Source organism: Nocardia sp. NPDC059154, assembly GCF_042755705.1.
GTDB lineage: Bacteria > Actinomycetota > Actinomycetes > Mycobacteriales > Mycobacteriaceae > Nocardia.
The window spans coordinates 7,264-30,707 of sequence record NZ_JBHZCS010000036.1 but is presented as its reverse complement, the minus strand read 5'-3'; the positions used below and the strand labels follow the sequence as shown (position 1 = coordinate 30,707).

Below are 23,444 nucleotides of genomic sequence, written 5' to 3'. Positions count from 1 at the left end.
AGCAGGGGCTACTGTGTTGAGCCGTGATCACCCGTCTCTCCCACCTGTTCCTGCGCACCCTGCGCGACGACCCCGCCGACGCCGAGGTACCCAGCCACAAGCTGCTGGTGCGTGCCGGTTACGTGCGTCGCATCGCGCCAGGCGTCTACTCGTGGCTGCCGCTCGGCCTGCGCACGCTGCGCAAGGTCGAGGATGTCGTCCGGTCGGAGATGAACGCCATCGGGGCCCAGGAGATCTCGCTGCCGGCGCTGCTGCCGCGCGAACCGTACGAAACCACCAACCGCTGGACCGAGTACGGCGACGGCCTGTTCCGGCTCAAGGACCGCAAGGGCCAGGACTATCTGCTCGGCCCCACCCACGAGGAGCTGTTCGCCCTGACCGTGAAGGGCGAGTACAGCTCCTACAAGGATCTGCCGGTCACGCTGTACCAGATCCAGACCAAGTACCGCGACGAAGGCCGCCCGCGCGCGGGCATCCTGCGCGGGCGCGAGTTCATCATGAAGGACTCGTACTCCTTCGACCTCGACGAGGACGGACTGAAGAACAGCTACAACGCCCACCGCGAGGCCTACCAGAAGATCTTCGACCGCCTCGGCGTCAAGTACGTCATCGTGGCCGCCACCTCCGGCGCCATGGGTGGCTCGGCGTCGGAGGAGTTCCTGGCCGACAGCCCCGTCGGCGAGGACACCTACGTCATCTGCCGCGAATCCGGTTACGCCGCAAATGTGGAGGCCGTGGTCACCGCCGCGCCCCCGGCGATCCCGCTCGACGGCCAGGCCGACGCCGTCGTCCACGACACCCCCAGCACGCCGACCATCGCGACGCTGGTCGACTGGGCCAATACCGCCAACGTGCTGGGCCGCGAGGTGACCGCCGCCGACACCCTCAAGAACGTCATGGTCAAGCTGCGCTACCCCGACGGCAAGACCGAGATCCTCGGCGTTGGCATCCCCGGCGACCGTGAGGTCGACGACAAGCGCCTCGGGGCGGCCGTCGAGCCGGCCGAGGTGGAATTGCTCGACGAGACCGACTTCAAGGCCAACCCGTTCCTGGTGAAGGGCTACATCGGCCCGAAGGCCCTGCAGGCCAACGGCATCCGCTACCTCGTCGACCCGCGCGTGGTCTCCGGCACCGCCTGGATCACCGGCGCCGACGAGCAGGGCAAGCACTACGTCGGCCTGGTCTCCGGACGCGACTTCACCCCCGACGGCACCATCGAGGCCGCCGAGGTCCGCGACGGCGATCCCTCGCCCGACGGCCTCGGCGTCCTGGAGGCCGCCCGCGGCATCGAGATCGGCCACATCTTCCAGCTCGGCCAGAAGTACACCGACGCCTTCGAGGTCGACGTGCTGGGCGAGAACGGCAAGCCGGTCCGCCTCACCATGGGCTCCTACGGCGTCGGCGTGTCCCGCATGGTCGCCGTGCTCGCCGAGCAGATGCACGACGACAAGGGCCTGCGCTGGCCTCGTGAGGTCGCCCCGTTCGACGTCCACGTCGTCATCGCGAACAAGGACGAGGGCGCCCGCGCCGGCGCCGAACAGGTTGCCGCCGAACTCGATTCGCTCGGCTTCGAGGTCCTCCTCGACGACCGCACCGCCTCCCCGGGCGTGAAGTTCAAGGACGCCGAACTCCTCGGCATGCCCTACATCGTGGTCGTCGGCCGCGGCTGGGCCGACGGCAAGATCGAACTCCGCGACCGCTTCGCTGGCACCGCCGAGGAACTCCCGGCCGAGACCGCCGTGGCCTCGGTCGCGGCCAAGATCCGCGGCTGACATCGCTTTCGCGAAACTGTAAGTGGCGCATCACCGTCCGGTGATGCGCCACTTTTTTCACCGAACCTGGCCGGTGTCCGCTCGCCAGATGTTCCAGCCGAGACCAGGCCCGCGAACCATCTCCTGGACGGCGCGCTCATAACACTTCTTCGCCGCACAGTCGTCCACGCACGCCCGATGCCGATCGAGTCCGCTCTTCGCCTCGGCGAGCGTGGCGGGCCGCCGATAAGGTGCCCGATGCCGATTACGGATCACACGTGCCACAACCCGGCTCCATTCGACTCGCCGGAAACCGAATGACCTTCGCGGACTCGATCTTTTCCGCGTCGGTCTTGATGATCTGCCGCGCCGCCATCTTTCGCTCACACATCGCGGTCAGGCAATCCTGATGCAACACAAGCGATTCCATCGCCTCGGTTGACGTCATCGCCGGTTCCCGCTCCCCGACATCGCAATTTTCCAGCCGTTCGTAGATGTCCACGACCCATTCACCTCCCGCCACTCGCCAACTTTCTTGCGTCCGCGTCGGTGACGGCCGCGCTCGCTATTTACGTACCGACCGGAATTTCTTATATCCCCGCCCAGGCAGACGATGAATGCACCTGCCTCAACGATCGTCAAGAGCATCAAAGCCCAAGCATCCCAAGTCATTTCGACTCCTGTTGCTTCCGGATTCATTCCACTGCGGCGGGGCCGACCCTGTCGCCGTCAGGTGCCATGCACTAAGCATGCGCCGAAAAGCGCTGCGGCAATACGTGCATGGCATACAGTCGCGTGAAATAAGATTGAGGTGCGGAACGCACATGTGCGTAGAGAACGTTTCCCAGATAGCGAGGCTAACGAAATGGCCGGTTTGACGGTCTCTCGCATGGATTTCGGAAACTTCATGAAATCTGTGCGATCAAAAGCACCTCGTACGGCCCTGTCGACCGCGGCGGCCCACCTCGAGGTCACGCGATTTGTCCTGATGCGAATGGAGGAAGGCTCGCCGACCAAGCTCACCAGGCCGCAGATCAAGGACCTGCTCGAGTACTACCACGCTTCCCCGGAGGACCAGGCCAAGGCGCTCAAGCTTCTGGAAGAGGTTCGAGCACAGGACAATGCGGCCAAGGCACAGGGGAACTCGAAAGGGTTCTGGCAGCCGTACAGCGACCAAGTCGCGCCGAACTTCGAGAAGCTTCTCCGGCTCGAAGGAGTGGCAGAGCAGATCATCACGTACCAACCGGTAATCGTGCCCGGCTTGTTGCAGACTGCTGACTACCGGCGGGAAATCGTCCGCGTCACCCTGCCGCGTCTGTCCGCAGTGGACGTAGAACGGCGGGTCGAGCTCACCCAAAAGCGGCAAACACGGTTGGACGATGCCGGTTTTCGGTTGGAGGCGTTCATATCCGAAGCGGTCTTGTGGAACAGGCCTGGACTGCGGGAGGTCATGTCAGCGCAACTGCGGTGGCTCGCCGAAGTTGGAGACCGGGCCAATATCGAGATCCGGGCGCTCCCGTTCGCTATCGGCCCACACCCGGGGCTTGTCATACAGCAGTTCATCCTGCTCCATCTGCCCAAAGGCACGAGTGGGATGACGTTGCCGCCAGTGGTATACGCCGAAGGCGCCATCGGCAGCGTTCTCCACGAGCACGACGAAGAGGTCGACGAATATCGTGAAGCAATCGCCGGTCTTCGGGCTGTAGCGTTGACAGCGCAGGACACCAGGGACTTGCTGGTGCGAATCGCAAAGGAGCACACGGCATGAAGAAGCCGGTAATGAGCGAGTGGTACAAGTCGAGCTTCTCCGATGCTGGCAAGGAGTGTGTCGAGGTTCGGCACGACCCGGCTGTCACGCTGGTGCGCGACACGAAGGACAACGGCTGGGGCCCGATCCTGGAGTTCTCTGCTGACGTGTGGGCCAACTTCATCGACAGCGGTATCTGGCAGCGCTGACGAACTGACCACACGACGAAAGCCCCTGGCCGGGTGCTCGATCCAGTCGGCGGCTTTCGTCCGGGCGCGGATCGGAGGCCAACGCGCCCAAATCATTTCAGCGTCACGAACGCACCGAGATGCCGAGTTCGGGTCGGCCGGTGCAATCGCGCACGATCCAGAGCTGAACAGCAGTTTCCCGCCAATTCCTCAGTCGTAGTGCGCGTTCAGACCGGTTCGGCCGGCCGCTCGGGATGGCCGGTGGCAGGGGCGGGCGGCCGACGATCTGCAGGCCCACGTCGGTGCCCACTGCCAGCGTGAGGCTGAGAGTGATTGCCAGGGCCAATTGCGGTCCGCCGCTTGCGAAACGCCCCTCACTGAGAGCGAGCAGCCCGAGATAGAGCGAGCGGCCGGGGAGCAGGGGAGCGAGGGCAGGCACCAGCAGCGGCAAGGTGCTGCTGCCCAGTACGCGGGCTCCGAGTCCGCCGAAGATCCCGATCAGTATGGCCGCCACGGCCGTCGCGGCCACGGGGGCCAGGTGCGCGACGACGAGGAGATGGTAGGTCGTGAAGCATGCCAGGCCCGTGGCCGTGGCCGCTGCTATCGCTCGCGGGGGAACCTCGTGAATGACCGCGAAGGCGGCGGTCAGCGCCCCGGCTGTCAGCACGAGTGCCCAGCCGGCAGTGGGAGCTTGGCCGAAGATGGTGTCCTGCACGGTCGGTCCGGTCCCGGCCAGGCGGCCGATGTACAGGGTCGCGGTCACCCCGCAGACGATGGCGGTCAGCAGGAAGAACGCCTCGAGTAGGCGTGCGCCGGCGGTCAGGAAGTAGCCGGCCAAGCCGTCGTTGATTGCCAGCACGAGCGGGCGGCCGGGGAATTGCGCGAAGAGCGCGCCGGTGATCATGGCGCCCGCCTGAGACCGGTCGGTCACTGTGCTTGCGGCGACACCGATTCCGGCTGCGGCTACGGCCACGGCGCCGAGCTGGTAGAACGGCGCAGCCCCGGTCCTGGCTACCGCCGCCGCTGCGCGCTCGCCGACCAGGCCGCCGGCGAGCGCACCGAGGAGCACCCACCAGCCGCCGCCCACCATGACCGCCGCGAAAGCCGAGACCAGCGCGGTCGCCACCGACAGCACCCACTGCGGGTAAGGGCCGGGCCCGCATTCGACCGCGGCCAGCTGCTCCGCTGCCGCGCTCGGTGGCAGACCGTCGGCAATACGCGCGGTGAGGCGCTCGACGTCATCCACACGGGTGTAGTGCGAGCCGCGATCCAGCACCGATCGATCCGCCGCCAGCGGCGCCACGTCCACCGATGGCTGGTACGACAGGCTGATCATGGAGAAGGTGACGTTCGGGACGCTGCCGTTCAAGCGGTATGCGCTGGTGACCGCGCGCATCGCGGCCTCGACTTCCCGGCAACTCGCCCCACCACCCAACAGTGCGGTCCCGATGCGCAGCGCCAAGTCGAGCACCCGCGGAGGGGAGGGGGCTGCGGCACGGGGTTGCCACATCCGTCCCCTCCGCACGCGCACCGCCATCCGCGGCGACGACCGCGCTGCTCTCGAATCTGTACCGCGCAGCTGCTCTCTGTTCCGTGTGTTCACGGTCCTACCGGCTTGTGCGACAACTCAAATCACGGTCCCGGCCTTGATGACATGGCGCAGGGTCTGCTCAGGCCGGGTGAGCACGCGGATATCGTCGAGCGGATCACCGTCGACGACGAGCAGGTCGGCGTGGGCTCCGACGTCGAGGGTGCCGATGTCGCCTTCCATCCGCAGCAGCCGGGCAGCGGTGGTGGTGGCGGCGCGGAGAATGTCGGCCGCGGGCTGAATTTCGGCGCGCAGGGCGAATTCCTGCAGCTGTGCGCTGTGCAGCGGGCCGAGCAGATCGGTGCCGAAGACCAGGTTGACCCCTGCGGTGTGGGCCCGTTCGAGCGCGGACATGGCCGCTGCGTGGACATCGGCGATCTTCTTGTACGACTGTTCGGGCATTCCGGCGGCCTTGCCGAACTGGGCCATCTGGTCGTAGGTCACCAGGGTGGGGACCAGGAAGGCGTCGTGTTCGAGCAGCAGGCCGATGGTTTCGTCGTCGATGAGGTTTCCGTGTTCCACGCTGCGCACGCCCGCCCGCAGCGCCCGGTTGACGCCGCGCGGGTGGTAGGCGTGCGCGGTGACATAGCGATTGTGTTGCTCGGCCTCGGTGACCGCCGCGCGGATCTCCTCATCGGTGTACTGGACCGCCGATATCTCGTCGTGCGGTGAGGCGACGCCGCCGCTGATCAGTATCTTCAGATGCGAAGCGCCCTTGCGGAATTCGTCACGCGCGGCGGCACGCACCTCGTCGGCACCGTCGGCGATGCGGGCGAAGGCGGGACGACTCTGGCAACAGGGCATCGCGTCGTCACCCAGTGGGCGGATGTCCCCGTGTCCACCCGTCTGTGACAGCGCCTTCCCGCCGTAGATCAAACGCGGACCCGCAGCGAGCCCTTCCTCGATGGCCCGGGCCATCCCGTAGTCGGCGCCGCCGACGTCGCGGACGGTGGTGAATCCGCGTCGGAGCATGCGCTCGGCTTCCTTCAAGGCCCGGACAGTGGCGTACCCGGGGGTCCAGCCGGCCGCTTCCTTCGGGTCGAAGGTGGTCAACAGCAGATGCACGTGTGCGTCGATCAGACCCGGCAGCACTGTCGCCCCGGCGACGTCGAGCACCGGCACGTCCTCGGACACTGTCGGCGGGCGACCGGTGCCATGGCCCGCGATGCGCCCGTCGGCGACCTCCAGCCATGAAACATCGCTCAGCTCACCGTTTTCGGGATGTAGCAGATGAGCGTTCGTGATCAACAGGCGATCGGGATTGGGGGCACTCATGCTCGGTTTCCTTCCGGTAATAGCCAAGTTGAATGCAACAATAGATGCACAGCATGGATGTGTGCAATGATTGTTCCATGCAGTTCACATCACTGTCGCTACGCACCTCGCCCGGCCGTCGTGACGAGCTGGTCGAGCGCTATCGCTCGCTGGGCATCCTCGAAGCCTCGGGCGCCCTCGCGGCGCAGGTTCTGATTCCCGCGGACGAGCCGGACGCCGTCGTCGTCACCGCCCTGTGGGCCGACGCCGTCGCCTGTGCGGCCTGGCAGAATTCACCCCAGCGCCAGGAGTTCGCCCTGGCCTTGATGCCCTTCTTCGACTCTGCCGATGCCATCAGCAGCCGCGGCTTCCACGTCGCTCATCACACGGCGCAGTGACGAGGGCACCTACCCCACGAGGAGACGACACGTGAGCATCGAGGCATGGCTGGCGGCACGCACCACACGTGACACGCTCGGTCCCCAAGCCGAACGCGTTGCGCAGGTGCTCGTCCGGGCGCCACACTTCGCCAGCTACTCCTCCGCACGCGAGATCGCCGAACGCGCCGGCGTCAATGTCTCCACCGTGGTCCGCACCGCGCAGCAACTCGGCTTCGAAGGCTGGCCCCAGCTCCGCGAGGAACTCCGCGCCCTCTACCTCGCCTCCGTCTCCTCCGGTGACATCTCCCTCGGCCCCGCGGCCGCCGACCCCGCAGCCCAGATGCTGCGGCAGGACGCGAACAACGTTGTCGCACTTGCCACCTCCGACAACCTCGCCGCCATCCGCGCCACCGCCCGGGCCATCAAGGCGGCCCGCCGCACGCTCATCATCAGCTCCGGCAGCGGAGCCGGTCCCGCCCACATCCTCGGCTACCTCGGTGCCATCGCCGGGCACGACATCCGGCTTTCCCTCGGCTCCTCCACCACGCAGGCCGTCGACGTCGCTCGCCTCGAAAAGGGCGACTGCCTCATCACCATCAACATCTGGCGTCTGACCCGAACCTTGCGTGGCCTGACCCGGCTCGCCCGCGACCGTGGCGCCACCGTCAGCGTTCTTACCGACCTTCGCACCTCCCCCCTCGCCGGGGACGCCGACCACCTCATCCTCACCCCCATCGAGGCCACCCATGCCGGACCATCCCTCACCGGCGTAGTCGCCGCAATCCAGGCCATTCTCGGCGAACTCGCCGACGACGACGCGATCCGCGCCTCGGGCCAGATCCAGCAAATGTGGCAAGACCTCGATCTCATGGACGACCAACCCTGAACCCGCTCACGGCATCTGGATCCGCTGACGGACCGGCGGAGAGCACGCATCGAGTCCTTGTCTCGCTGCCGGAGATGACTATTTTCCGCTGTTGATCATCTGAGTAGGATTCGATTCATAGCGATCACGCATGAAATATCTCGTGGACGGCGTCCTCGGACATGCACAGACCGGGCTTGCTCAGATTTGCTCGCCGAAGCGGGATTCACAGCGACACCGTCGACCGCGCCGCAACCCCGGATAGTCACGACGTAGTCGTTACTCGAACGAGACGTGCGAGGTGACGAAATCGATCAGGCACAACAGTCGGTTCACCGAGTCCGGGAAAGGCAATGATGATGACCAACGAGACTTACCGAAGTGCCACACGTCAGCTGTTCACCGCGTTCGTGCTGGCGGGGGTGGCGATGGCAGTTCCCGCGACGGCGGCGGTTCCGGCCCTGGCCGCGCCGAGTGCAGTGCCCGGCGTGGTGCAGGTCGATCGGACCTGGGGGTGGGTTGGCAATGCCGCCGAGCCGGTTCCGCCTCCGCCTGTCCCGCCCCATGGCTGCGACACCGGAAACTGCGGTGAAAACGGCGGGGGCGACAACACCTGCACCGACCCCAGCCAGACCGGGAACGGCTGCAGCGACCACGGCGACACCGGCGGGACCGGAGGTGGACCAGCGGCCGCCGACGCCCGCGGAATCCACTCCACCATGATCACGTCCCAAGAGATCGAGAGGTAGCGTCGGCGTCAGCAGCCGCTCAACGGGAAAACGGGATTCGGGTCAGGTCGGTCGTGGTTTCGAGGAGCGCGTGCGAGTCCTCGGTCAGCCACTCCGGGAGCAGGACGGTGAAGGCCACGACGTCCGCAAGCGCCATATGGACGTCGACTGCCGCCTGGTCGGCGTAGCGCTCCCGGATGAGATAACGGCCAGGTTGGGCCGGATCGCGCCAGAATCCGTAGTCGAGCACACCGAGACGGCCCGCCGAGCCGGAACCGGGGAACTCGGCCGCCTGCGCATCGGATACAGCCCCAGCGCCGGTTCGGAAACCGCTCCGGCCTTGGTGGACCACAGACCATCCGCTCGCCGCCGAGGCAGAGATCGAGATCGACGCGGCCGCAACATATCCCGTCCGAATCCACGATCGCGCCGCCAACCCGGCCGTTTACGACCAACTGAAGGCGCTGCTACGCACCGGCAGCCGAGAACCTCGATTCCACACGCCGGCACTCTCCTTCGACATCGCCCAGCGAGACCTGCGTGACCGAGCCACGTTGTCTCTCGCCGGTGAGGCAGCCCTCTCAACCCAGGTAGCCGGCCTCACCTGGCGACCCCTGCGCGGCGCACCCGCCCTGACGGTCTATCTGGTACTTCCACGTGAGCAGTCACCCCTACACCGCCGCATCCGGTCCGCCGTCAGGGAACTCGCCCACGAACTCGGATGGCTCCGATAGGGCTGCTCGAACGCTGCCCCCAGTTTTGGGGGCCGCCAGTGTTGCTAACGGTATCCGGGGATCATCCGACGAATGGACTGTGAGTCCGAAAAAGCGCAAGGTTCAACAGTTCTCGGCGCGGATCGGTGTCCTTGCGGCAGTTGCGATCGCGACGCTGGTCGGGGCCGGGAGACCCGCCGCTGTTACGTCATCAATGCAACGGACGGCGTGATCGTCGGCAAGGGCACTGCGGCTCTCACCCTCGGCCGGCGGCAGACCGTCCGGCCGAACCGATTTCGACCCTGACAGGAGATCGATACACCATGACGCGAATTCCGAACTCGCCCAAGACGAAGCGCATCGTCGCGGGTGCTGCCGCACTCGGCGTCGTCGCAAGCGTGACCGCGCTGACCGCGCCGTCGGCCTCGGCGACCGTCACCAGCATCGCGATCGCGCCCGCCTTCACCCTCGGCACCCACACGTACGGAACGACCTGTTCGTACACCGTCACCGTCGCGGTGGACGACAACAGTCAGACCGTCTACTTCTTCGAGGAGGGTCAGGGCCCCAGCGGATTCGCCGAGGCGAAGCCTTCCAACGGCGTAGCGAAGGCGACCTGGACCCCGTCCTCGACGAAAATCACCTACATCTACGCCATCCAGCCGAACGCGACAGCTCAAATCAGACAGCCCGTCGACGTCGGCACCGGCATCAACCTCGGATCCGCCTGCGTAGCAATCTAATCCGCCACCACCCGACCTCTTCTCGCCCCACCCCACGCTCAGAGGAGTTTCAAATGCTTGCACGCCGCGGAATCTCCGCCGCCCTCCTGATCGGCGCCGCAACCCTGTCCGCCGCCGGCACCGCCACAGCCAACCCCCTCCCGCTCGAATCGCCCTCTCCGGCAACAACCGAACCCGTCGCCGGCGGCCTGTGCAACGCCGACCCCCTTCTCGCCCTGTGGTGCTTGATCGCCAGCCCTTCGGCCTAACCGTCGTCTGCCCGCAGCGGTGGCGGGTCGCCGAGGCGACCTCGCCTGCACGCCGACGGCTAGCTCAGTGTCTTCAGTGCTGCCGCGTCGTACGGCTTCAGCTCGTCGATCCGCCCCGCCAGGACCTTGGACGCCCACTCCGGGTCCTGGAGCAAGGCTCGGCCGACGGCGACCAGATCGAATTCGTCACGCTCCAGCCGATCGAGGAGGTTGTCGAGGCTGCCGAGTTCGGCGCCCTCACCGGTGAACGCACGCAGGAAGTCGCCGTCGAGGCCGACCGAACCTACGGTGATGGTGGGCTTGCCGGTGAGCTTCTTGGTCCAGCCGGCCAGGTTCAGGTCCGAGCCCTCGAATTCCGGAAGCCAGTAGCGGCGGGTGGAGGCATGGAAGGCATCTACGCCGGCCGCGGCGAGCGGGGCCAGGATCGCTTCCAGCTGCTGCGGGGTCTCGACGAGCCGCGCGTCGTAGGCCTCCTGCTTCCACTGCGAGTAGCGGAAGATCACCGGGAACCCGGGCGAGACGACCGCCCGGATCGCCGCCACGATCTCAGCCGCGAACTTCGTCCGGCCCACGGAATCGCCACCGTAGGCATCGGTTCGGCGGTTCGTCCGTTCCCATAGGAACTGGTCGAGGAGATAGCCGTGGGCGCCGTGCACTTCGACGCCGTCGAAGCCGATGCGCTCGGCGGCCGCAGCGGCATCCGCGAAGGCACCGATGACGTCGTCCAGGTCACGCTGGGTCATCGCCTTGCCGGTGCCCTCGGTGCCGTCGACGCGAATACCGGAGGGGCCGACGGCGGGGGCATCGGCGTAGGGCTCCTCGCCGTGCTTGCGGACCATGCCGATGTGCCACAGCTGTGGCACGATCGTGCCGCCTGCGGCGTGCACGTCCGCAGCCACCTTCGCCCACCCCGCCAACTGCTCTTCGCCGTGGAATCGCGGCACCCGATCGCTCTGCCCGGCCGAATCGTGGCCGACGTAGGTCCCCTCGGTGACGATCAGCCCTACGCCGGCGGCAGCGCGGCGGGCGTAGTAGGCGCGCACGTCCTCTCCGGGAACGCCGCCGGGGGAGAACATGCGCGTCATCGGCGCCATCACGATGCGGTTCGGAACGGTCAGTCCGTTCAGCATGACGGGCCTTGACAGAACCTGAGCCGTGCGGGCGGCGTCGGACGCGATGACGGTCACTGGACACTCCTCGTGGTTACTTGCCAACCTAGATGGTTGAGAACTTCAAGCAATATGGCACACGCTAGTGGTGAATATTTGAGGTAGTCAAGTTTCTGTGGATAGGCTGGTTCGTATGGCAGAAGCTCCCCGCGTCGACACCGCTCAGCTCATGGAGCTGCTCTCGGTGTCGCTCGGCGCCTACTACGGAGACTTCACACTCGCGGCGGCGAGCGAGAACCTCACAGCGATTCAGGGCAAGGCACTGACCGTGCTGCGCCGAGGCCCGATTGCGATGCGCGCCTTGGCCGACATCATGACCTGCGACGCCTCGAACGTAACAGGGATCATCGACCGGCTGGAGAAGCGCGGCCTCGTGCGCCGCGAGGCCAGCGCATCGGACCGGCGCGTCACGAACCTCGTCATCACGGTCGCGGGCGAGCAGGTCACCGACGCGATCCGAGCGAAGATGCACACCACTCGAGATGGCCTGAACAGACTCAGCGCCGAGGACCAGGACCGCCTGTACGCCCTACTGGAACGGGTCTTCGTCTCCCGGCTCGCCTCTCGACCGGAGTGATCATTCGCTCGAGTTCGCGCCGCAGGATCGAGGTGGACTTAGGTGGGAGACAATCGTTTTCTCGTTGAGTCTGCGCGAATTGCATTACTGGATACCGCATTTGCATCGGTACGCAACTGGACCACATCGTCCGTCCCTCACCCGAGATGGCAGTCGACGATCGGGGCGTTACGTTCAGCCCCTTCGGCCGAATTCCGTGGGCTGCGATATCGCGCATCCATCTGATTACCGCCCATCGCAGCAGGTATCTGGCCATCGAACTGGTCGAGCCCAGCCCGACGATCACCGAAAGGCGTTGGCCCAGATGGATCTACGGCCCGATAGGCAAGATCGCGGTCGGCCACCCACTGACCATCTCGGAGCGCTGACTGCGCACGATATCGCTGGACGACGTTGCCGCGGAACTGCACAGCCGAAACCCAGGCCTGGCCATCGCAAAATCCGAGCACCGAGGCTTCCGGCGAGCCCATCCCTAGCCGCCTCGTCCCGGTCATCAGACCCATTGGGTCCGATCGCGATGGTCGCCACCGCCAATCGTCTTCACGGGCAATGTCCTAGCCGCATAGGGCGCTGTTCAGAGCGGCCCTCCGGCACGCCCGAAGATCAGCGGGCCGAGGCTATCCCAGCCTTGGCGACGCACCATCATGCCCGCGCCACGAACTGAATGGCTCAACGTTTGGCAGGCCCGTTGGACATCATCGTCGCCGTCCTCCCCTGGACGCTGTACGTCCGTCGAGCAGTGTCGCGGTGGTGAAACCAACGGGGGGTGAACGACTTCCATCACGATCGTCATCCCGTAGCCCGTCGAGGGCAACGAGTTCTGTCTGGACTGAGTGGCCGAGAACGTGGCACCTTCGCACGGATCCAGCGGCGATCGGTGTGAACATCCGCTCGTGTTGCATAGTGCGCGAAGTAAGTGTCGCTCGCTGGGCTCGAAGAAGGCGGAAGGTGTGGGCCCGCAGTACAGTGCCGTGGTGGCTGTCACTGTGGAAACACTGACCGAGGTCGACGACGAGATCGTGGAAGCTTTCGACCGACTGCTGCCTCAACTGTCGGCAACGGCGAAACGATTGAGTCGAGAAGCGCTGTCGCAGTTGGCCTCTGTGGAGTCGACCACCGTCCTGGTCGCACGCAGCGATGGAAAGATTGTCGGGACGTTGAGCTTGGTGATGTTCCCGATCCCGTCGGGCATTCGAGCGCGGGTGGAAGATGTGGTGGTCGATGACTCGGCCCGCGGTCAAGGCATCGGTGCGGCCTTGATCGAGGAGGCCAAGACGCGGGCTGGTGCCGCCGGTGCGCGGACGCTGGATCTGACTTCGCGAGCTTCGCGTTCAGCCGCCAACCGCCTCTATGAGCGGCTCGGATTCCAACCGCGCGAATCACGGGTCTATCGCTTCGCTCCGACCGATTGATCCCGCGCGGGCAGTCGGACAAACGCACTACTTTGCCGCATACCGAGCTGACCGAACCGGCCAGCGCGGGCGGCGGCCGTCGGAACAGACTGCGGCGCAGGAACGTCCGCTACTGCCGAGTTGCGGGCGTTCCAATGGCGCTCACGTCTGGTTAAACGACGTGGCAGGCGGGACGCGGGAGCAGGCTGGAGCCAGTCTTCAAGATGTTGTCGACCGCGGAACTGCCGGTGCCAACGACATGAATGGACGAGGGGACAGTGTAATCGGCCGCCACCTGGCTGGCGGGTCCGCCTGTCGCGCTGTTCTGGGTCGCGACCACATGGAACGGGTTGCCGATGCAATCGAGGTAAAGCAAGACGTAATACGTCCCGCCTGACGACGGTGTGGGAGTGAACGGGCTTCCTGCCAGCACTGCACCGTTGATCGTGAACGACACCGGCGTCGAATCCGTCAGGTTGGCGGAGACTGCGACGTAAGCGCAGCCGCCGGAGAGCGCGCCGCCGACACAGTCCGCCGTCAAGTTGGTGATTGTCGCCGACGCCGGTGCCGCGGCGACTGGGGGCTTGGCCCCCGCGCCCCCGTCCGCGACCGCGAATCCCTTGCCGGTCAGTGATTTCAGAGTCATCGGTGCAGAACCTCTCTTGTTCGATCCCCCCCCCGGAGATTGCTGCCCGGGCGCTCGCAGCCTAGCCACCGAACCAGCATTGCGAACCGAATTCATTTCACATCTTTTGGGGTATTGACACCTCCAGCACCCACCGCAGTGCACCGTCATTTTGGGTTCCCCGTCGACCACCGATCAGTTGCCCGCACCAAGGCGAACCCTGGCACCGACCAAAACGAGTCGGGACCATCCGCTCATGCCGCATACCGCGCTGACCGAACCGGCCAGCGCGGGGCATCGGAAGATCATGTGGCCGTGCCGATCCGAGGTCGGCGGAATGTCCGCAACTGCCGAATGCAGTGTGCCGCATAGGTGGTTTCCCGCTCAGGCGGGATCGGCCTCGGTGCATTCGCGATCACTTTGCCGTCTGCTGAGAGTCCGCGATCCCGGTGAGGATGCGGCGCAAGCCGTACGAGAACTGTTCGGCCGGGCTCAGGTCGGCGGATTCGGTCATGCGCGAAACCCGGGGATATGCGCCGCTTTCGATGATCTTGCGCATGTAGGGGGCGACGGCGGCGCGCCACTGGTCCTCGGTCTGACCGGTGCGCCGCTGGGTCTCTTTCTCGGCGAGTTCGCGTATGACCGCGCCGCGCACGTAGTCCCTGATGAGCCCGACGGCCGAGGCCGCGTCGGCGATGTCGGAGGTCAGCGGGGCGGCGGCGGTGAGGGCGTGTTCCAGGCCGCGCAGCCAGTTGGGGCCGAGCGATGGCCGGGTGGCCAGCAGCGGGGCGAGCCAGGGGTGCCGTAGCCACAGCTCGCGCTCGTGGTGGGCGTACGCCTCGAGGTCGGCGCGCCAGTCTCCCGTCAGCGGCACGTGGTCGTCCTGTACCGCATCGGCCATGAGGTCGAGCAGGTCGTCGCGGCTGTCCACGTAGCGGTAGAGCGAGGTCGTGCCGGTCGACAGCTCGGTGGCGACGCGGCGCATCGACAGTGCGTCGAGCCCCTCGGCGTCGGCGATGGCGACCGACGCGTCCACGACGCGCTCCACGCTCAGGGCCTGCCTTTTCGACCGGTACGGCTCACGTTCCCAGATAAGCGACATGGACAGGAGTCTACAGACATGGATACAGTGTGCCCATGAACGGGAACACTGTGCCCACTGATGTTTTGATCGCCGGCGGCGGATCCGTCGGGCTGATGCTGGCGGTGCTGTTGCACCACCACGGCGTCAAGCCCCTCGTCGTCGAGGAGAAGCCGGAGCTGTCGCCCCACCCCAGGGCCACCGGCATCGGGTCGCGGTCGGTGGAGATCCTGCGCGAGGTCGGCCTGGATCACGCGGTCAACGAGGCTGCGGTCGACTTGCGGGCGGGGAAGATCAGAGGGCGCACGCTCGCCGAGGCCGACTTCACCGAAAGCGCTGAGTGGAAGGCGAAAACCGCGGCCGAGCTCACCTACACACCGGCCCGGATCCGCGGCACCTGCGCACAGAACCGGCTCGACCGCGTACTGATCACCAGGGCAGGCGACGTGGAGTTCGGCGTGGCGCTCGACTCGTTCGAGCAGGATTCCGGCGGCGTCACGGCGACCCTGTCCGACGGGCGTGTCGTGCGGGCGCGCTATCTGGTGGCCGCCGACGGTGTGCGCAGCCGGGTTCGGGAGGTCCTCGGCATCGGCCTGACCGGTCCAGGTGTGATCGGTCAGGAGACGACGAGTGTCCTGTTCGGTGCGGATCTGCGTCCGCGTAAGCCGTTCGCAATGTGCAATATCGAGCATCCGGACGCGACCGGCCTGCTGGTGACCGTCGACGGCGAACGTGAGTGGGTGTTCCTCACCCGCCTCGACACGGAGCCGACTGCCGACCTCATCCGCACCGCGCTCGGCGACCCGTCGATCGAGGTGGAGATCCGCAGTGTGCTGAGGTTCCGGGGGCGCGGCCAGGTGGCCGATCGGCTCTCCGTCGGGCGGGTCTTCCTGGTGGGCGACGCGGCGCACGCGATCCCGCCATTGGGCGCGTTCGGGTTGAACGCCGGCATCGCAGACGCGCACAATCTGGCGTGGAAGCTCGCGCACGTACTGCGCGGTGAGGCCGGACCCGAGCTGCTGGAGACTTATCACGCGGAACGCCATCCGGTGGCCCTCATGACGATGGAGCAGGCGCGCCTGCGGTTCAACGATCCGTCCCTGCACTGGGGAAAGGACATGGCGGAGGCGCGCAAGGCGGCGGGGGCGATCAACGCGCCAGTGGTGCACATGGGCTACCGGTACGGCGGCGCGGAGCTCCCCTCCACCGAGGACGTCGCCCTCGACCTCGACGGGTCGCCGGGATCCCGCCTGCCGCACATGTGGGTGGCCGACGGGGTGTCCACACTGGATCTCGTCGGATCGCAGTGGTGCGTGCTCACGGCCGATCCCGGCGTGGCGGCCGACGTTCCGGTGCACGTCGTGGATGGCTGGCCGTACGGGACGGTGTTGGTTCGCCCTGACAGTTTCGTGAGCCGGTCGTACCGCTAGCGCGCCCGTGTGCTGTCCCAGCCCGCACGGTTCGATCCAGCCGCGGCAGTGTCTCGAAGGTCAACGTCGCCAGCAAACGCACTACTTTGCCGCATGCCGCGCTGACCGAACCGGCCAGCGCCAGGCGCCGGCTGTCGGCCCAGGTGCGCTGGAGATGGGGTATTCCCGAACGAGGGCCTGAGTTCCTACGCGAGCAAGTGCGGGCAGGCGGCTATGGTCCGGCTCGCCCGGTTGTCCGAGCAGGGCAGCTTGTCCAGCGATCATGTCCGGCTGACCGCTGAGACGCTGGGCGTCACCGAACGCACGGTGTGGCGGTGGCTGTCCGCGCGCAGGTTGAGAACTCCTCCGGCGCATGGGGAAATCGTCAGTCTTAGTCCGCGGCGATTCCCCCACGGCCTTATTTCCGGATCCACCAAGGTCTTGGCCGTGGTGGAAGCTCGTACGATTCCGGTGACCCCCGCCGAATGAATTCCGCACGGTGAAATTTCACGTAATCAAAGGCTTCTTGGGCCGGCTTCATTGTCACGTAAGTGACGAAAATGATAATTAGGACGATAATGGAGTCCAGTAGGAGAAAAATCCCTGACGCCGACGCCGCCCGGTGAAGAAGGGTGAAAACGCTGCCCGACAATGCGCCATAAAGAACGTAGCTGGCCGCTAATAGGCGCCACTCGTGAGGAACCTTATAGATCGCCGCCATCTGTGTCGCAAGACGCTCAACCTGATCGAGAAGCACCGCACGCTGTCCGGGAAATCGGTCCCTATCAAGGTCCTTCACCAGGTCCAGTAGCTTCTTGATCCGCCAGCCTCGATAAGTTCCGGGGCCGACTAACGCAGCGAGAAGGCCGACAGCGCCAGCTATACACGCACCGGCAACCGGTGGAACAAGCAGTTTCAGCCAGTCCATGCAGAAAAGGTAATTAATGCTGCAAAGCGGGGCGTAAGGCGCGCCGACGGTGTGACCACTCCACAAGAACGCTAGGTGGCTGGTGACGAATGGCGGAACACCAGCCACCTGGGCGGAATAGTCTTCGACGCATCACAAGATCCGGTAGGTCGATGAATCTGAGCAGGTTGTGATGGTCGCGAACCAGCGCACCCCAGCCGATGGCGGCGACTGTGGCTCGGATCCGGACCCCCTCGCCGCGAACCCTGCGGGCATCGGCATGCGCATCCGATGATCAGCCGGGCGCCGACGCGTAAGTCGAGATGGTGTTCATTGAAATTCCCTGTGCGAGAGATAGGTTGGTGGATCTCTGTCAGTTCGGTGCCATGTTTTCGATCCTTTGGTCGCGAGGCTGCTCTTCATGCTGCCATTCCACGATTGGGCTGTGATTGTTGGGAGGTAGCTCGAGTCCCGGCGATCTGGCCGTCCAGCGACCCGCGTGATACGACGAGAAGGCAGACACGCCTTGGCGATTCGAGCGAGAAGACGTCTAGCTCACGCAGCCGTCTCACTACCCGCCCGTGACGGGCATACCGGCGAGGTGCTGAGTCTTTCGTGTCGACCATCCTTCCGCCCGCCGGAAGCTCGCAGGGCTTGCACGACGAGGGTCACATCGTGACCACTCAGTGCAACGGCTGAGTGTTCCCGGTTCAACGGATCGAGTGAATGCGCTTCCGGCGCAACGGCTTCCGTTGCGCCGGAAGCGAGCCACCGATCGGCGGTGCTGTGCTTCCCAGCGAGCACGATTATCGCAGTCCGCCGGCGGCTTCGACTGTGGTGCCGGTGAGGTAGGAGCGCCCGCCGAGGCGGTCATCAAATCGATGACCGCGCTCGGGCGCCTAGCCGAACCCCATGAAATCGCCGCGGTCGCTGCGTTCTTACTCTCCCCCGACGTGGTAGCCCTTGTCGGTCAGCTCGGCGACGAGCGTGTCTGCGGACGACTGGTTCGAGACGTAATTGACCGCGACCGCGGCACCATCGGCGGCCAGCCGACGCGCGATCGCGGCCCCGATGCCGCGCCCGCCACCAGTAACCAGTGCCCGCTTGCCGGCCAGACGTGGAGAATCGCTCATGGTTCACTCCTCAACGAAATCGTTCGGACGAATGATTCGGCTCTAGAGCAGGACGGTTCGGTGTCTATACCTACGCTCGCTCGGAACGGGTCATCGCCGTAAGTGTCCTGACGTCGAAACCGCCGATCCCAAGGATCTGGTGGACTTCCCATGGGATTACTTCGAAACCGCGATATCCGCGGGCGACGAACGGTTCTTGGCGGCACAGGTCATCGAGTTCGGCCCTGGACATATGCCCGAAGACGATGATTCCGAGTTCGCCGTCGAGGCTCGGGCCGGAAAACAACACCTTGCCGGCCAGTTGTTGCTCGCGCATCCAGGCCAGGTGATCGTCGAGGCTGCTGTCGGTCGCCGTGTCTCGATCGCCGAGCCATCGGTGCAACGTCAGGTACCACATTTCAGCCTCCTCGGTACTCAGATGCGACCCCTGTCAACGGTGCGCCAATTCACGCGCCGCAGACAACCCCCCGCTTCCCGTACCGGGTCACCACCGGAGAGCCCTCAGACTCCAGCGAGCTGGACAAGCTGAGCCGGGAGGCCTTCGCTGTGCTGGAGCGGCGGGTCTGCGGACCACCGCACCGCGCTCGGGCCCGACCGCCGCCGGGAGCGGTAGCTGCACCGTCGACTCGGGCAAAGAGTCTCGCGGTGGTGCGTCCTCTTCTAGAATCAAGATCACCTGGTGACCGTCGGTTCGGTGGCCGGTGACTGGGCGATGTTGCATGCCGTCACGGGTGCGTGATGGGAGATTCCTTCTTCGTTTTCCGACGTGAGAGGAGTTCGATCATGGCTGGCAACAACAAACCGTCAGAGAAGTGGAGCCTCCGCAGCGGAGGCACCGCCTGGGTGTACCCGGCCAATGGTGCGGCGCAGGTCGTCGATCCGGTGATCGTGGTCGCCGAGCCCGGTCAGGGACCCACCGACCTCGACGCGTTCTCGAGCCGGGTGGACGGCCCGGACTACCCGCTGCGGACGAAACTGGGCCAACGCGGCAAGGACGTGATCCTGGTGGGCTACGGCGACCAATCCGACTGGGACACCGCCGAGCAGGTGATCGTAGAGGCTGCGATGCGCACGCAGGCGATGCGCTCTGGCGGCAGGCCCATGGCCGTCGTCGGTGCCGGACGGGCCGCGCTGCTGACCCGCTACGCCCTGGCCCATCTCGAGAAGATGCGGATGAATCATGAGGTGGCTGCCTTCTTCAGCCTCGACAGCACGACACCGACCGCGGACGAGCAGCGCGCGCTCAACGCTGTCGGAGCCATGCCCATGCTGCCGCGATCGCAGAAGATCACCAGCGCGGGGACCCACGACCTCGAAGGCCTCGGCCCCCGCGACGATCCGGACAGTTCCCAGTTCGACGACGCCCTGTACGCATCCGGCCCGGCCTCGGAAACCTCGCTGGTCAACGAGGAAGAGGGCAACTGGCTGCTCGAACGGATCTGACCGGCTGGGCGGCCCGACTGCCCGCTCTACTGAAACCCACTGGGCCCCTGCTTCATAGCAGGGGCCCAGTGCTGGTCGAGGTGTGGCCCCTGCGGGGCAGCTGACTAGCCTTCAGCCACAACGGCCGTCCGCATGGTGGTGACCTGCGGCGGGCCCTGGTGTCGGTGAGTGTCGGTAGCGTCGGGGGCCGTGGAAACTGGGGAACGTATCCAAGAACTCGCGGACCGGATCGTGGCGCTGCGTGATGCCTATTACCAGGGTGCGCCGCTGGTCGCGGACGCCGAGTACGACGCGGTCGAGGACGAGCTGCGTGGCCTGATCGACGCGCATCCCGACCTCACGCCCGACCCGAATCCGCTGGAGCAGGTCGGCGCGCCCGCGGTGCTGCACGCCCCGATCCGGCACTCGCGTCCGATGCTGTCACTCGAGAAGGCGACCAAGCCCGAGCAGGTCGCAGCGTTCTTCGCGCGCTTTCCCGGGCAGCCGGTGGTGGTGATGCCGAAGCTCGACGGGTTGTCGCTGGCCCTGGTCTTCGAGGACGGGCGGCTGGTGCGTGCGGTGACCCGGGGTGACGGCACCACCGGTGACGATGTGACCGTGCTGGTCCGTGCGTTGGTCGATGGTGTTCCCGAGCGCATCGACGTCCCGGGGCGGGTGGAGGTGCGGGGCGAGGCCGTGATGCTGCGTTCGACCTTCGCCGCCTACAACACCGCGCATCCGGACAAGCCGCTGATCAATCCGCGCAACGCCGCTGCGGGCACGCTGCGGGCGAAGGACCCGGCCACGGTCGCCGAGCGGCGCCTGCAGTTCTTCGGCTTCGACTTGGACACCTCGCCCGACAGTGCCGCGGTCGACCTGGAGGAGGGGTTGCGGGCGCTGGGCATCGCGGGCGCGCAGATGCGGCACTGCGCCGACGCCGAACAGGCGCAGGCAGCGATCACCGCGATCGAGCAGAGCCGCAACGAGCTGGACTACGACCTCGACGGTGCGGTGCTGCGGCTGGCCGACCGCGGCGCCTACGCGGCGGCGGGGACTCGGTCGAACTCCCCGCGTGGTGCGCTGGCGTTCAAGTTCGCCGCCGAGGAGAAGACCACGGTGCTCGACGACGTGGTCTGGGACGTCGGCAAGACGGGCAAGATCGTCCCGGTCGCCTGGCTCGAGCCGGTGTTCGTGGGCGGCACCACGGTCACCAAGGCCACGCTGGCCAACCAGGAGGTGATCCGCGCCCGCGACATCAAGATCGGTGACACGGTGCTGGTGCGCCGCGCGGGCGACGTGATCCCGTTCGTGGCGGGCGTACTCGACGCCTCCCAGCGCACGGGCACCGAGCGCGAGATCGTGCCGCCCACCGTGTGTCCGTCCTGCGGGCAGCCGGTGACCGAGCAGGGCAACAGCCGAGAACTGTTCTGCACCAACGTTTCCTGTCCCGCGCAGACGGTGCGCAGACTCATCCACTGGGCGTCGCGCGCGGCGGCCGATATCGACGCCATCGGGCAGGTGTGGATCGAACGTCTCGCCGAGGCCGGCATCCTGGAGCGCCCGTCCGACTTCTACACGCTGACCAAGGAACGCCTGCTCGAATTCGACCGCGTCGGCGAGATCTCGGCGCAGCGCATGATCGACTCGATCGACGCCAGCCGCAAGGTCGGCCTGCGCCGCGCACTGATCGGCCTGGCCATCCCCATGGCCTCCGACGGCACCGCCGCGCGCCTGGCCCGAGCCGGGTTCGGCTCCCTGGAAGAGGTCGCCGACGCAGGCGAGGAACGCCTCGTGGCGGTCGAGGACATCGGCCCGAAAGTCGCGGCCTCCCTGGCCGCGCACCTCACCCGCCTGCGCCCGGAACTGCAGCGGCTCCGAGAAGCCGGTGTCAGCCTGGATGTTCGGGAGGAAGACCTTCCCCCGGTCGTCGCGGCCGGCGCGCCCCTGGAAGGCAAAACGGTCGTGATCACCGGCGCCATCAGCGACCCGCGCTCCGGTGAGAAAGTCGCGCGCCCGACATTCCAACGCCTGTGCGAGAAAGCCGGCGCGACAGCCGCGTCGTCGGTCTCGGCCAACACCGACATGCTCATCACCGGTGGGGGAGTCGGCGAGACCAAGCTGGCCAAGGCGGAGAAGCTCGGTGTCGCGGTCGTCGACCAAGCAGAAATCTGGAATCTGCTCATCGCCGCGAAGGTCATCTAGACCCTCCAATTGCGGGCGATGCGTGCTGCAGCATTACAGGCCGACCGGTTGTGCCAGACCGGCGACCTCCCGTGCCTACCAGGGTTCCCGAAATGCACGGCCGGAACGGATACGTGAAACTCGTTGGTACCGGCCGTACTTCGGTGCTGCCGGGAACACCCGGGCACTGTGCGGCGCACTGCGCGCGGCACCGTGCAGGAAATACACACCCCTCGGGTCACCGGTGGCGGACTTCAGACGCCCCGTCACCCCGGTGACTCTCCGTAGGACCTCCGGTGCCCAGCGGTAGCGCTGGGCAGCGCATGCAGTGCCAGGGCACTTACGGCCCGGACGCCGTCTCCGCAGCGTCCGGGCCGTCCCCGCCCATCAGAAGGCCGGGCGGCACCTGGAACCGCCACACGCTCGGCGATCACGATCGTGACGACCAGACGCCCATCCACTCGAGACGGTGGATGCTGGGTTGTCGGCAGCGGACGGAAGGGCCGCTTGCCCCGCTGGCCGAACGGCGGGCCTGTGTCCGCGCGAGATCGACTCGCTGAGGGTGTCTGACCGGTGGTTGGTGCACGGGGCCGATCGTGCCTGCTGTTTGCCCGCGTCGGTCTGCTCTGTTACCGGGGTTGGGGTTTTGTCGATGCAGTATCTGGGCGTGGGTGGCCGGGTGCTGGTTCTGCGTTGGGTCTTGGTGGGTGAGGTTCGAACCTGACCTACACGGTCGTGACCGGCGGATTTCCGCTGATATCAGCCTGAACTGGCGGCTGGTAGCAGCGTGGTGGCCCGCCTGTAGCAGACGCATCTCGTACCTGCGATCCGTGCGCCACGGTGATTTGTCGGTGGGTCGCCGTAGAGTTGCGTTCATGAGCATTTCGATGTGTCGGCGCGCAGGCCCGGACGAATTCGGTTGCGCGGCCGGTGGTTCGGATAGCACTGTGTTTGTCGTAAGTGATTCGGACGAAGGGCCATGGGGAGTGGCCCTCCGGGGGAAGGAATGAATGCCATGAACCGCAATATGATTCGCGGGGAGCATCGCGGCCCGAGGTTCGCCAAGAGCAGTTTCAGTTACGGTGGCGGCGATTGCGTCGAGGTCGCGTACCACGAAGGCCGAATCGCATTGCGTGATTCCAAGGATCGGCACAGCCCGACACTGTGGTTCACGAAATCTGAGTGGCGAGCGTTCATGTCAGGTGTGCGGGCCGGCGAATTCGATTTCGGCCTCTGACGGGAAAGGTGGTTTGAAGCGCTTCGCGGTGTCGCACAGCCCACCCCAACGACCGAGGCACCCAGCGAGCGCAACCGCAAAAGCGTCAGGGGCGTCGGGCGAATCGA

24 protein-coding genes and 1 pseudogene are annotated in these 23,444 nt (G+C 66.1%); 15 read left to right on the top strand and 10 right to left on the bottom strand.

Annotated features, from left to right (window positions below; genetic code table 11):
- Positions 1–23: 23 nt before the first annotated feature.
- On the top strand, positions 24–1,772 hold the full coding sequence (locus ACFXN1_RS28290; RefSeq protein ID WP_379444109.1) for a proline--tRNA ligase: 1,749 nt from the start codon (positions 24–26) through the stop codon (positions 1,770–1,772).
- A gap of 244 nt (positions 1,773–2,016) precedes the next feature.
- Here the strand turns inward: ACFXN1_RS28290 and ACFXN1_RS28285 are convergent, their stop codons facing one another.
- Positions 2,017–2,253 carry a hypothetical protein gene (locus ACFXN1_RS28285; protein ID WP_379444110.1) on the bottom strand — a complete coding sequence of 79 codons (237 nt, stop codon included), beginning with the start codon at positions 2,251–2,253 and terminating at the stop codon, positions 2,017–2,019.
- A 387-nt stretch (positions 2,254–2,640) separates the two neighbouring features.
- Between ACFXN1_RS28285 and ACFXN1_RS28280 the strand changes: the two genes are divergently transcribed.
- Both ACFXN1_RS28280 and ACFXN1_RS28275 read left to right on the top strand, forming a co-directional pair.
- Positions 2,641–3,519, top strand: a complete 879-nt coding sequence (locus ACFXN1_RS28280) for a DUF5753 domain-containing protein (protein WP_379444111.1) — start codon at positions 2,641–2,643, stop codon at positions 3,517–3,519.
- Positions 3,516–3,707 (top strand): DUF397 domain-containing protein, encoded by a 192-nt coding sequence (locus ACFXN1_RS28275; RefSeq protein ID WP_379444113.1) that lies wholly within the window; start codon positions 3,516–3,518, stop codon positions 3,705–3,707. The genes ACFXN1_RS28280 and ACFXN1_RS28275 overlap by 4 nt, the downstream gene beginning before the upstream one ends.
- Positions 3,708–3,810: 103 nt before the next feature.
- Here ACFXN1_RS28275 and ACFXN1_RS28270 read toward each other — a convergent pair whose 3' ends face one another.
- A complete protein-coding gene (locus ACFXN1_RS28270; protein ID WP_379463706.1) occupies positions 3,811–5,196 on the bottom strand; it encodes a threonine/serine exporter ThrE family protein in 1,386 nt (461 codons plus the stop codon).
- A gap of 117 nt (positions 5,197–5,313) precedes the next feature.
- Entirely contained in the window at positions 5,314–6,549 is a 1,236-nt protein-coding gene (locus ACFXN1_RS28265; protein ID WP_379404766.1) for an amidohydrolase family protein, read from the bottom strand.
- Positions 6,550–6,626: 77 nt separating this feature from the next.
- Between ACFXN1_RS28265 and ACFXN1_RS28260 the strand changes: the two genes are divergently transcribed.
- The 3 genes from ACFXN1_RS28260 (at position 6,627) to ACFXN1_RS28250 (ending at position 8,522) form a co-directional block, all read left to right on the top strand.
- Positions 6,627–6,926, top strand: coding sequence for an antibiotic biosynthesis monooxygenase family protein (locus ACFXN1_RS28260; RefSeq protein ID WP_379444116.1), 300 nt, complete (start codon positions 6,627–6,629; stop codon positions 6,924–6,926).
- Positions 6,927–6,957: 31 nt separating this feature from the next.
- Positions 6,958–7,794, top strand: coding sequence for a MurR/RpiR family transcriptional regulator (locus ACFXN1_RS28255; RefSeq protein WP_379444117.1), 837 nt, complete (start codon positions 6,958–6,960; stop codon positions 7,792–7,794).
- Between the two features lie 338 nt (positions 7,795–8,132).
- Positions 8,133–8,522, top strand: a complete 390-nt coding sequence (locus tag ACFXN1_RS28250; protein WP_379444119.1) for a hypothetical protein — start codon at positions 8,133–8,135, stop codon at positions 8,520–8,522.
- A 19-nt stretch (positions 8,523–8,541) separates the two neighbouring features.
- Here ACFXN1_RS28250 and ACFXN1_RS28245 read toward each other — a convergent pair whose 3' ends face one another.
- On the bottom strand, positions 8,542–8,853 hold the full coding sequence (locus ACFXN1_RS28245) for a putative quinol monooxygenase (RefSeq protein ID WP_379444120.1): 312 nt from the start codon (positions 8,851–8,853) through the stop codon (positions 8,542–8,544).
- Positions 8,854–9,537: 684 nt separating this feature from the next.
- On the opposite strand from ACFXN1_RS28245, the gene ACFXN1_RS28240 reads away from it, so the two are divergent.
- Positions 9,538–9,957, top strand: coding sequence for a hypothetical protein (locus ACFXN1_RS28240; RefSeq protein WP_379444121.1), 420 nt, complete (start codon positions 9,538–9,540; stop codon positions 9,955–9,957).
- Positions 9,958–10,010: 53 nt separating this feature from the next.
- Positions 10,011–10,205: a hypothetical protein gene (locus tag ACFXN1_RS28235; protein WP_364625851.1), complete on the top strand. Its 195-nt coding sequence runs from the start codon at positions 10,011–10,013 to the stop codon at positions 10,203–10,205.
- 59 nt (positions 10,206–10,264) lie between these two features.
- On the opposite strand, the gene ACFXN1_RS28230 is transcribed toward ACFXN1_RS28235, so the two are convergent.
- A complete protein-coding gene (locus ACFXN1_RS28230; RefSeq protein ID WP_379444122.1) occupies positions 10,265–11,392 on the bottom strand; it encodes an NADH:flavin oxidoreductase in 1,128 nt (375 codons plus the stop codon).
- A 115-nt stretch (positions 11,393–11,507) separates the two neighbouring features.
- On the opposite strand from ACFXN1_RS28230, the gene ACFXN1_RS28225 reads away from it, so the two are divergent.
- From ACFXN1_RS28225 to ACFXN1_RS28215, 3 genes are all read left to right on the top strand, one after another.
- Complete coding sequence (locus ACFXN1_RS28225; RefSeq protein ID WP_379444123.1) at positions 11,508–11,951, top strand: MarR family winged helix-turn-helix transcriptional regulator; 444 nt, start codon at positions 11,508–11,510, stop codon at positions 11,949–11,951.
- A 146-nt stretch (positions 11,952–12,097) separates the two neighbouring features.
- Positions 12,098–12,319 carry a hypothetical protein gene (locus ACFXN1_RS28220; RefSeq protein WP_379444125.1) on the top strand — a complete coding sequence of 74 codons (222 nt, stop codon included), beginning with the start codon at positions 12,098–12,100 and terminating at the stop codon, positions 12,317–12,319.
- Positions 12,320–12,925: 606 nt separating this feature from the next.
- Positions 12,926–13,363 carry a GNAT family N-acetyltransferase gene (locus ACFXN1_RS28215; protein ID WP_379444126.1) on the top strand — a complete coding sequence of 146 codons (438 nt, stop codon included), beginning with the start codon at positions 12,926–12,928 and terminating at the stop codon, positions 13,361–13,363.
- A gap of 151 nt (positions 13,364–13,514) precedes the next feature.
- Here the strand turns inward: ACFXN1_RS28215 and ACFXN1_RS28210 are convergent, their stop codons facing one another.
- Positions 13,515–13,988 (bottom strand): hypothetical protein, encoded by a 474-nt coding sequence (locus ACFXN1_RS28210; RefSeq protein WP_379463705.1) that lies wholly within the window; start codon positions 13,986–13,988, stop codon positions 13,515–13,517.
- A gap of 394 nt (positions 13,989–14,382) precedes the next feature.
- Entirely contained in the window at positions 14,383–15,069 is a 687-nt protein-coding gene (locus tag ACFXN1_RS28205; protein WP_379444129.1) for a TetR/AcrR family transcriptional regulator, read from the bottom strand.
- 35 nt (positions 15,070–15,104) lie between these two features.
- Between ACFXN1_RS28205 and ACFXN1_RS28200 the strand changes: the two genes are divergently transcribed.
- Positions 15,105–16,478, top strand: a complete 1,374-nt coding sequence (locus tag ACFXN1_RS28200; RefSeq protein WP_379444130.1) for an FAD-dependent monooxygenase — start codon at positions 15,105–15,107, stop codon at positions 16,476–16,478.
- Positions 16,479–16,875: 397 nt separating this feature from the next.
- Here the strand turns inward: ACFXN1_RS28200 and ACFXN1_RS28195 are convergent, their stop codons facing one another.
- The 3 genes and pseudogenes from ACFXN1_RS28195 to ACFXN1_RS28185 all read right to left on the bottom strand — a co-directional run bounded on the left by ACFXN1_RS28195 (position 16,876) and on the right by ACFXN1_RS28185 (position 18,894).
- Positions 16,876–17,385, bottom strand: coding sequence for a hypothetical protein (locus ACFXN1_RS28195; RefSeq protein ID WP_379444132.1), 510 nt, complete (start codon positions 17,383–17,385; stop codon positions 16,876–16,878).
- A 938-nt stretch (positions 17,386–18,323) separates the two neighbouring features.
- Positions 18,324–18,497 (bottom strand): annotated as a pseudogene (locus ACFXN1_RS28190) (SDR family NAD(P)-dependent oxidoreductase); the annotation flags it as partial.
- A 70-nt stretch (positions 18,498–18,567) separates the two neighbouring features.
- Positions 18,568–18,894, bottom strand: a complete 327-nt coding sequence (locus ACFXN1_RS28185) for a YciI family protein (RefSeq protein ID WP_379444133.1) — start codon at positions 18,892–18,894, stop codon at positions 18,568–18,570.
- Positions 18,895–19,280: 386 nt separating this feature from the next.
- Between ACFXN1_RS28185 and ACFXN1_RS28180 the strand changes: the two genes are divergently transcribed.
- The 3 genes from ACFXN1_RS28180 (at position 19,281) to ACFXN1_RS28170 (ending at position 23,337) form a co-directional block, all read left to right on the top strand.
- Positions 19,281–19,940: a hypothetical protein gene (locus tag ACFXN1_RS28180; RefSeq protein ID WP_379444134.1), complete on the top strand. Its 660-nt coding sequence runs from the start codon at positions 19,281–19,283 to the stop codon at positions 19,938–19,940.
- A 189-nt stretch (positions 19,941–20,129) separates the two neighbouring features.
- Positions 20,130–22,121, top strand: coding sequence for an NAD-dependent DNA ligase LigA (ligA, locus tag ACFXN1_RS28175; RefSeq protein ID WP_379444135.1), 1,992 nt, complete (start codon positions 20,130–20,132; stop codon positions 22,119–22,121).
- Positions 22,122–23,079: 958 nt separating this feature from the next.
- The gene (locus ACFXN1_RS28170) at positions 23,080–23,337 is read left to right on the top strand and encodes a DUF397 domain-containing protein (protein ID WP_379446798.1); all 258 of its coding nucleotides are present in this window, start codon (positions 23,080–23,082) and stop codon (positions 23,335–23,337) included.
- Positions 23,338–23,444: the final 107 nt, after the last annotated feature.

What these genes read in the sequence shown, in the direction of transcription:
- ACFXN1_RS28280 (WP_379444111.1), top strand. Translation starts at nt 2,641, where the DNA reads ATGGATTTCGGAAACTTCATGAAATCTGTGCGATCAAAAGCACCTCGT.
- ACFXN1_RS28275 (WP_379444113.1), top strand. Translation starts at nt 3,516, where the DNA reads ATGAAGAAGCCGGTAATGAGCGAGTGGTACAAGTCGAGCTTCTCCGAT.
- ACFXN1_RS28270 (WP_379463706.1), bottom strand. Translation starts at nt 5,196, where the DNA reads ATGTGGCAACCCCGTGCCGCAGCCCCCTCCCCTCCGCGGGTGCTCGAC.
- ACFXN1_RS28265 (WP_379404766.1), bottom strand. Translation starts at nt 6,549, where the DNA reads ATGAGTGCCCCCAATCCCGATCGCCTGTTGATCACGAACGCTCATCTG.
- ACFXN1_RS28260 (WP_379444116.1), top strand. Translation starts at nt 6,627, where the DNA reads ATGCAGTTCACATCACTGTCGCTACGCACCTCGCCCGGCCGTCGTGAC.
- ACFXN1_RS28250 (WP_379444119.1), top strand. Translation starts at nt 8,133, where the DNA reads ATGACCAACGAGACTTACCGAAGTGCCACACGTCAGCTGTTCACCGCG.
- ACFXN1_RS28240 (WP_379444121.1), top strand. Translation starts at nt 9,538, where the DNA reads ATGACGCGAATTCCGAACTCGCCCAAGACGAAGCGCATCGTCGCGGGT.
- ACFXN1_RS28235 (WP_364625851.1), top strand. Translation starts at nt 10,011, where the DNA reads ATGCTTGCACGCCGCGGAATCTCCGCCGCCCTCCTGATCGGCGCCGCA.
- ACFXN1_RS28225 (WP_379444123.1), top strand. Translation starts at nt 11,508, where the DNA reads ATGGCAGAAGCTCCCCGCGTCGACACCGCTCAGCTCATGGAGCTGCTC.
- ACFXN1_RS28220 (WP_379444125.1), top strand. Translation starts at nt 12,098, where the DNA reads ATGGCAGTCGACGATCGGGGCGTTACGTTCAGCCCCTTCGGCCGAATT.
- ACFXN1_RS28210 (WP_379463705.1), bottom strand. Translation starts at nt 13,988, where the DNA reads ATGACTCTGAAATCACTGACCGGCAAGGGATTCGCGGTCGCGGACGGG.
- ACFXN1_RS28205 (WP_379444129.1), bottom strand. Translation starts at nt 15,069, where the DNA reads ATGTCGCTTATCTGGGAACGTGAGCCGTACCGGTCGAAAAGGCAGGCC.
- ACFXN1_RS28200 (WP_379444130.1), top strand. Translation starts at nt 15,105, where the DNA reads ATGAACGGGAACACTGTGCCCACTGATGTTTTGATCGCCGGCGGCGGA.
- ACFXN1_RS28195 (WP_379444132.1), bottom strand. Translation starts at nt 17,385, where the DNA reads ATGGACTGGCTGAAACTGCTTGTTCCACCGGTTGCCGGTGCGTGTATA.
- ACFXN1_RS28185 (WP_379444133.1), bottom strand. Translation starts at nt 18,894, where the DNA reads ATGTGGTACCTGACGTTGCACCGATGGCTCGGCGATCGAGACACGGCG.
- ACFXN1_RS28180 (WP_379444134.1), top strand. Translation starts at nt 19,281, where the DNA reads ATGGCTGGCAACAACAAACCGTCAGAGAAGTGGAGCCTCCGCAGCGGA.
- ACFXN1_RS28170 (WP_379446798.1), top strand. Translation starts at nt 23,080, where the DNA reads ATGGGGAGTGGCCCTCCGGGGGAAGGAATGAATGCCATGAACCGCAAT.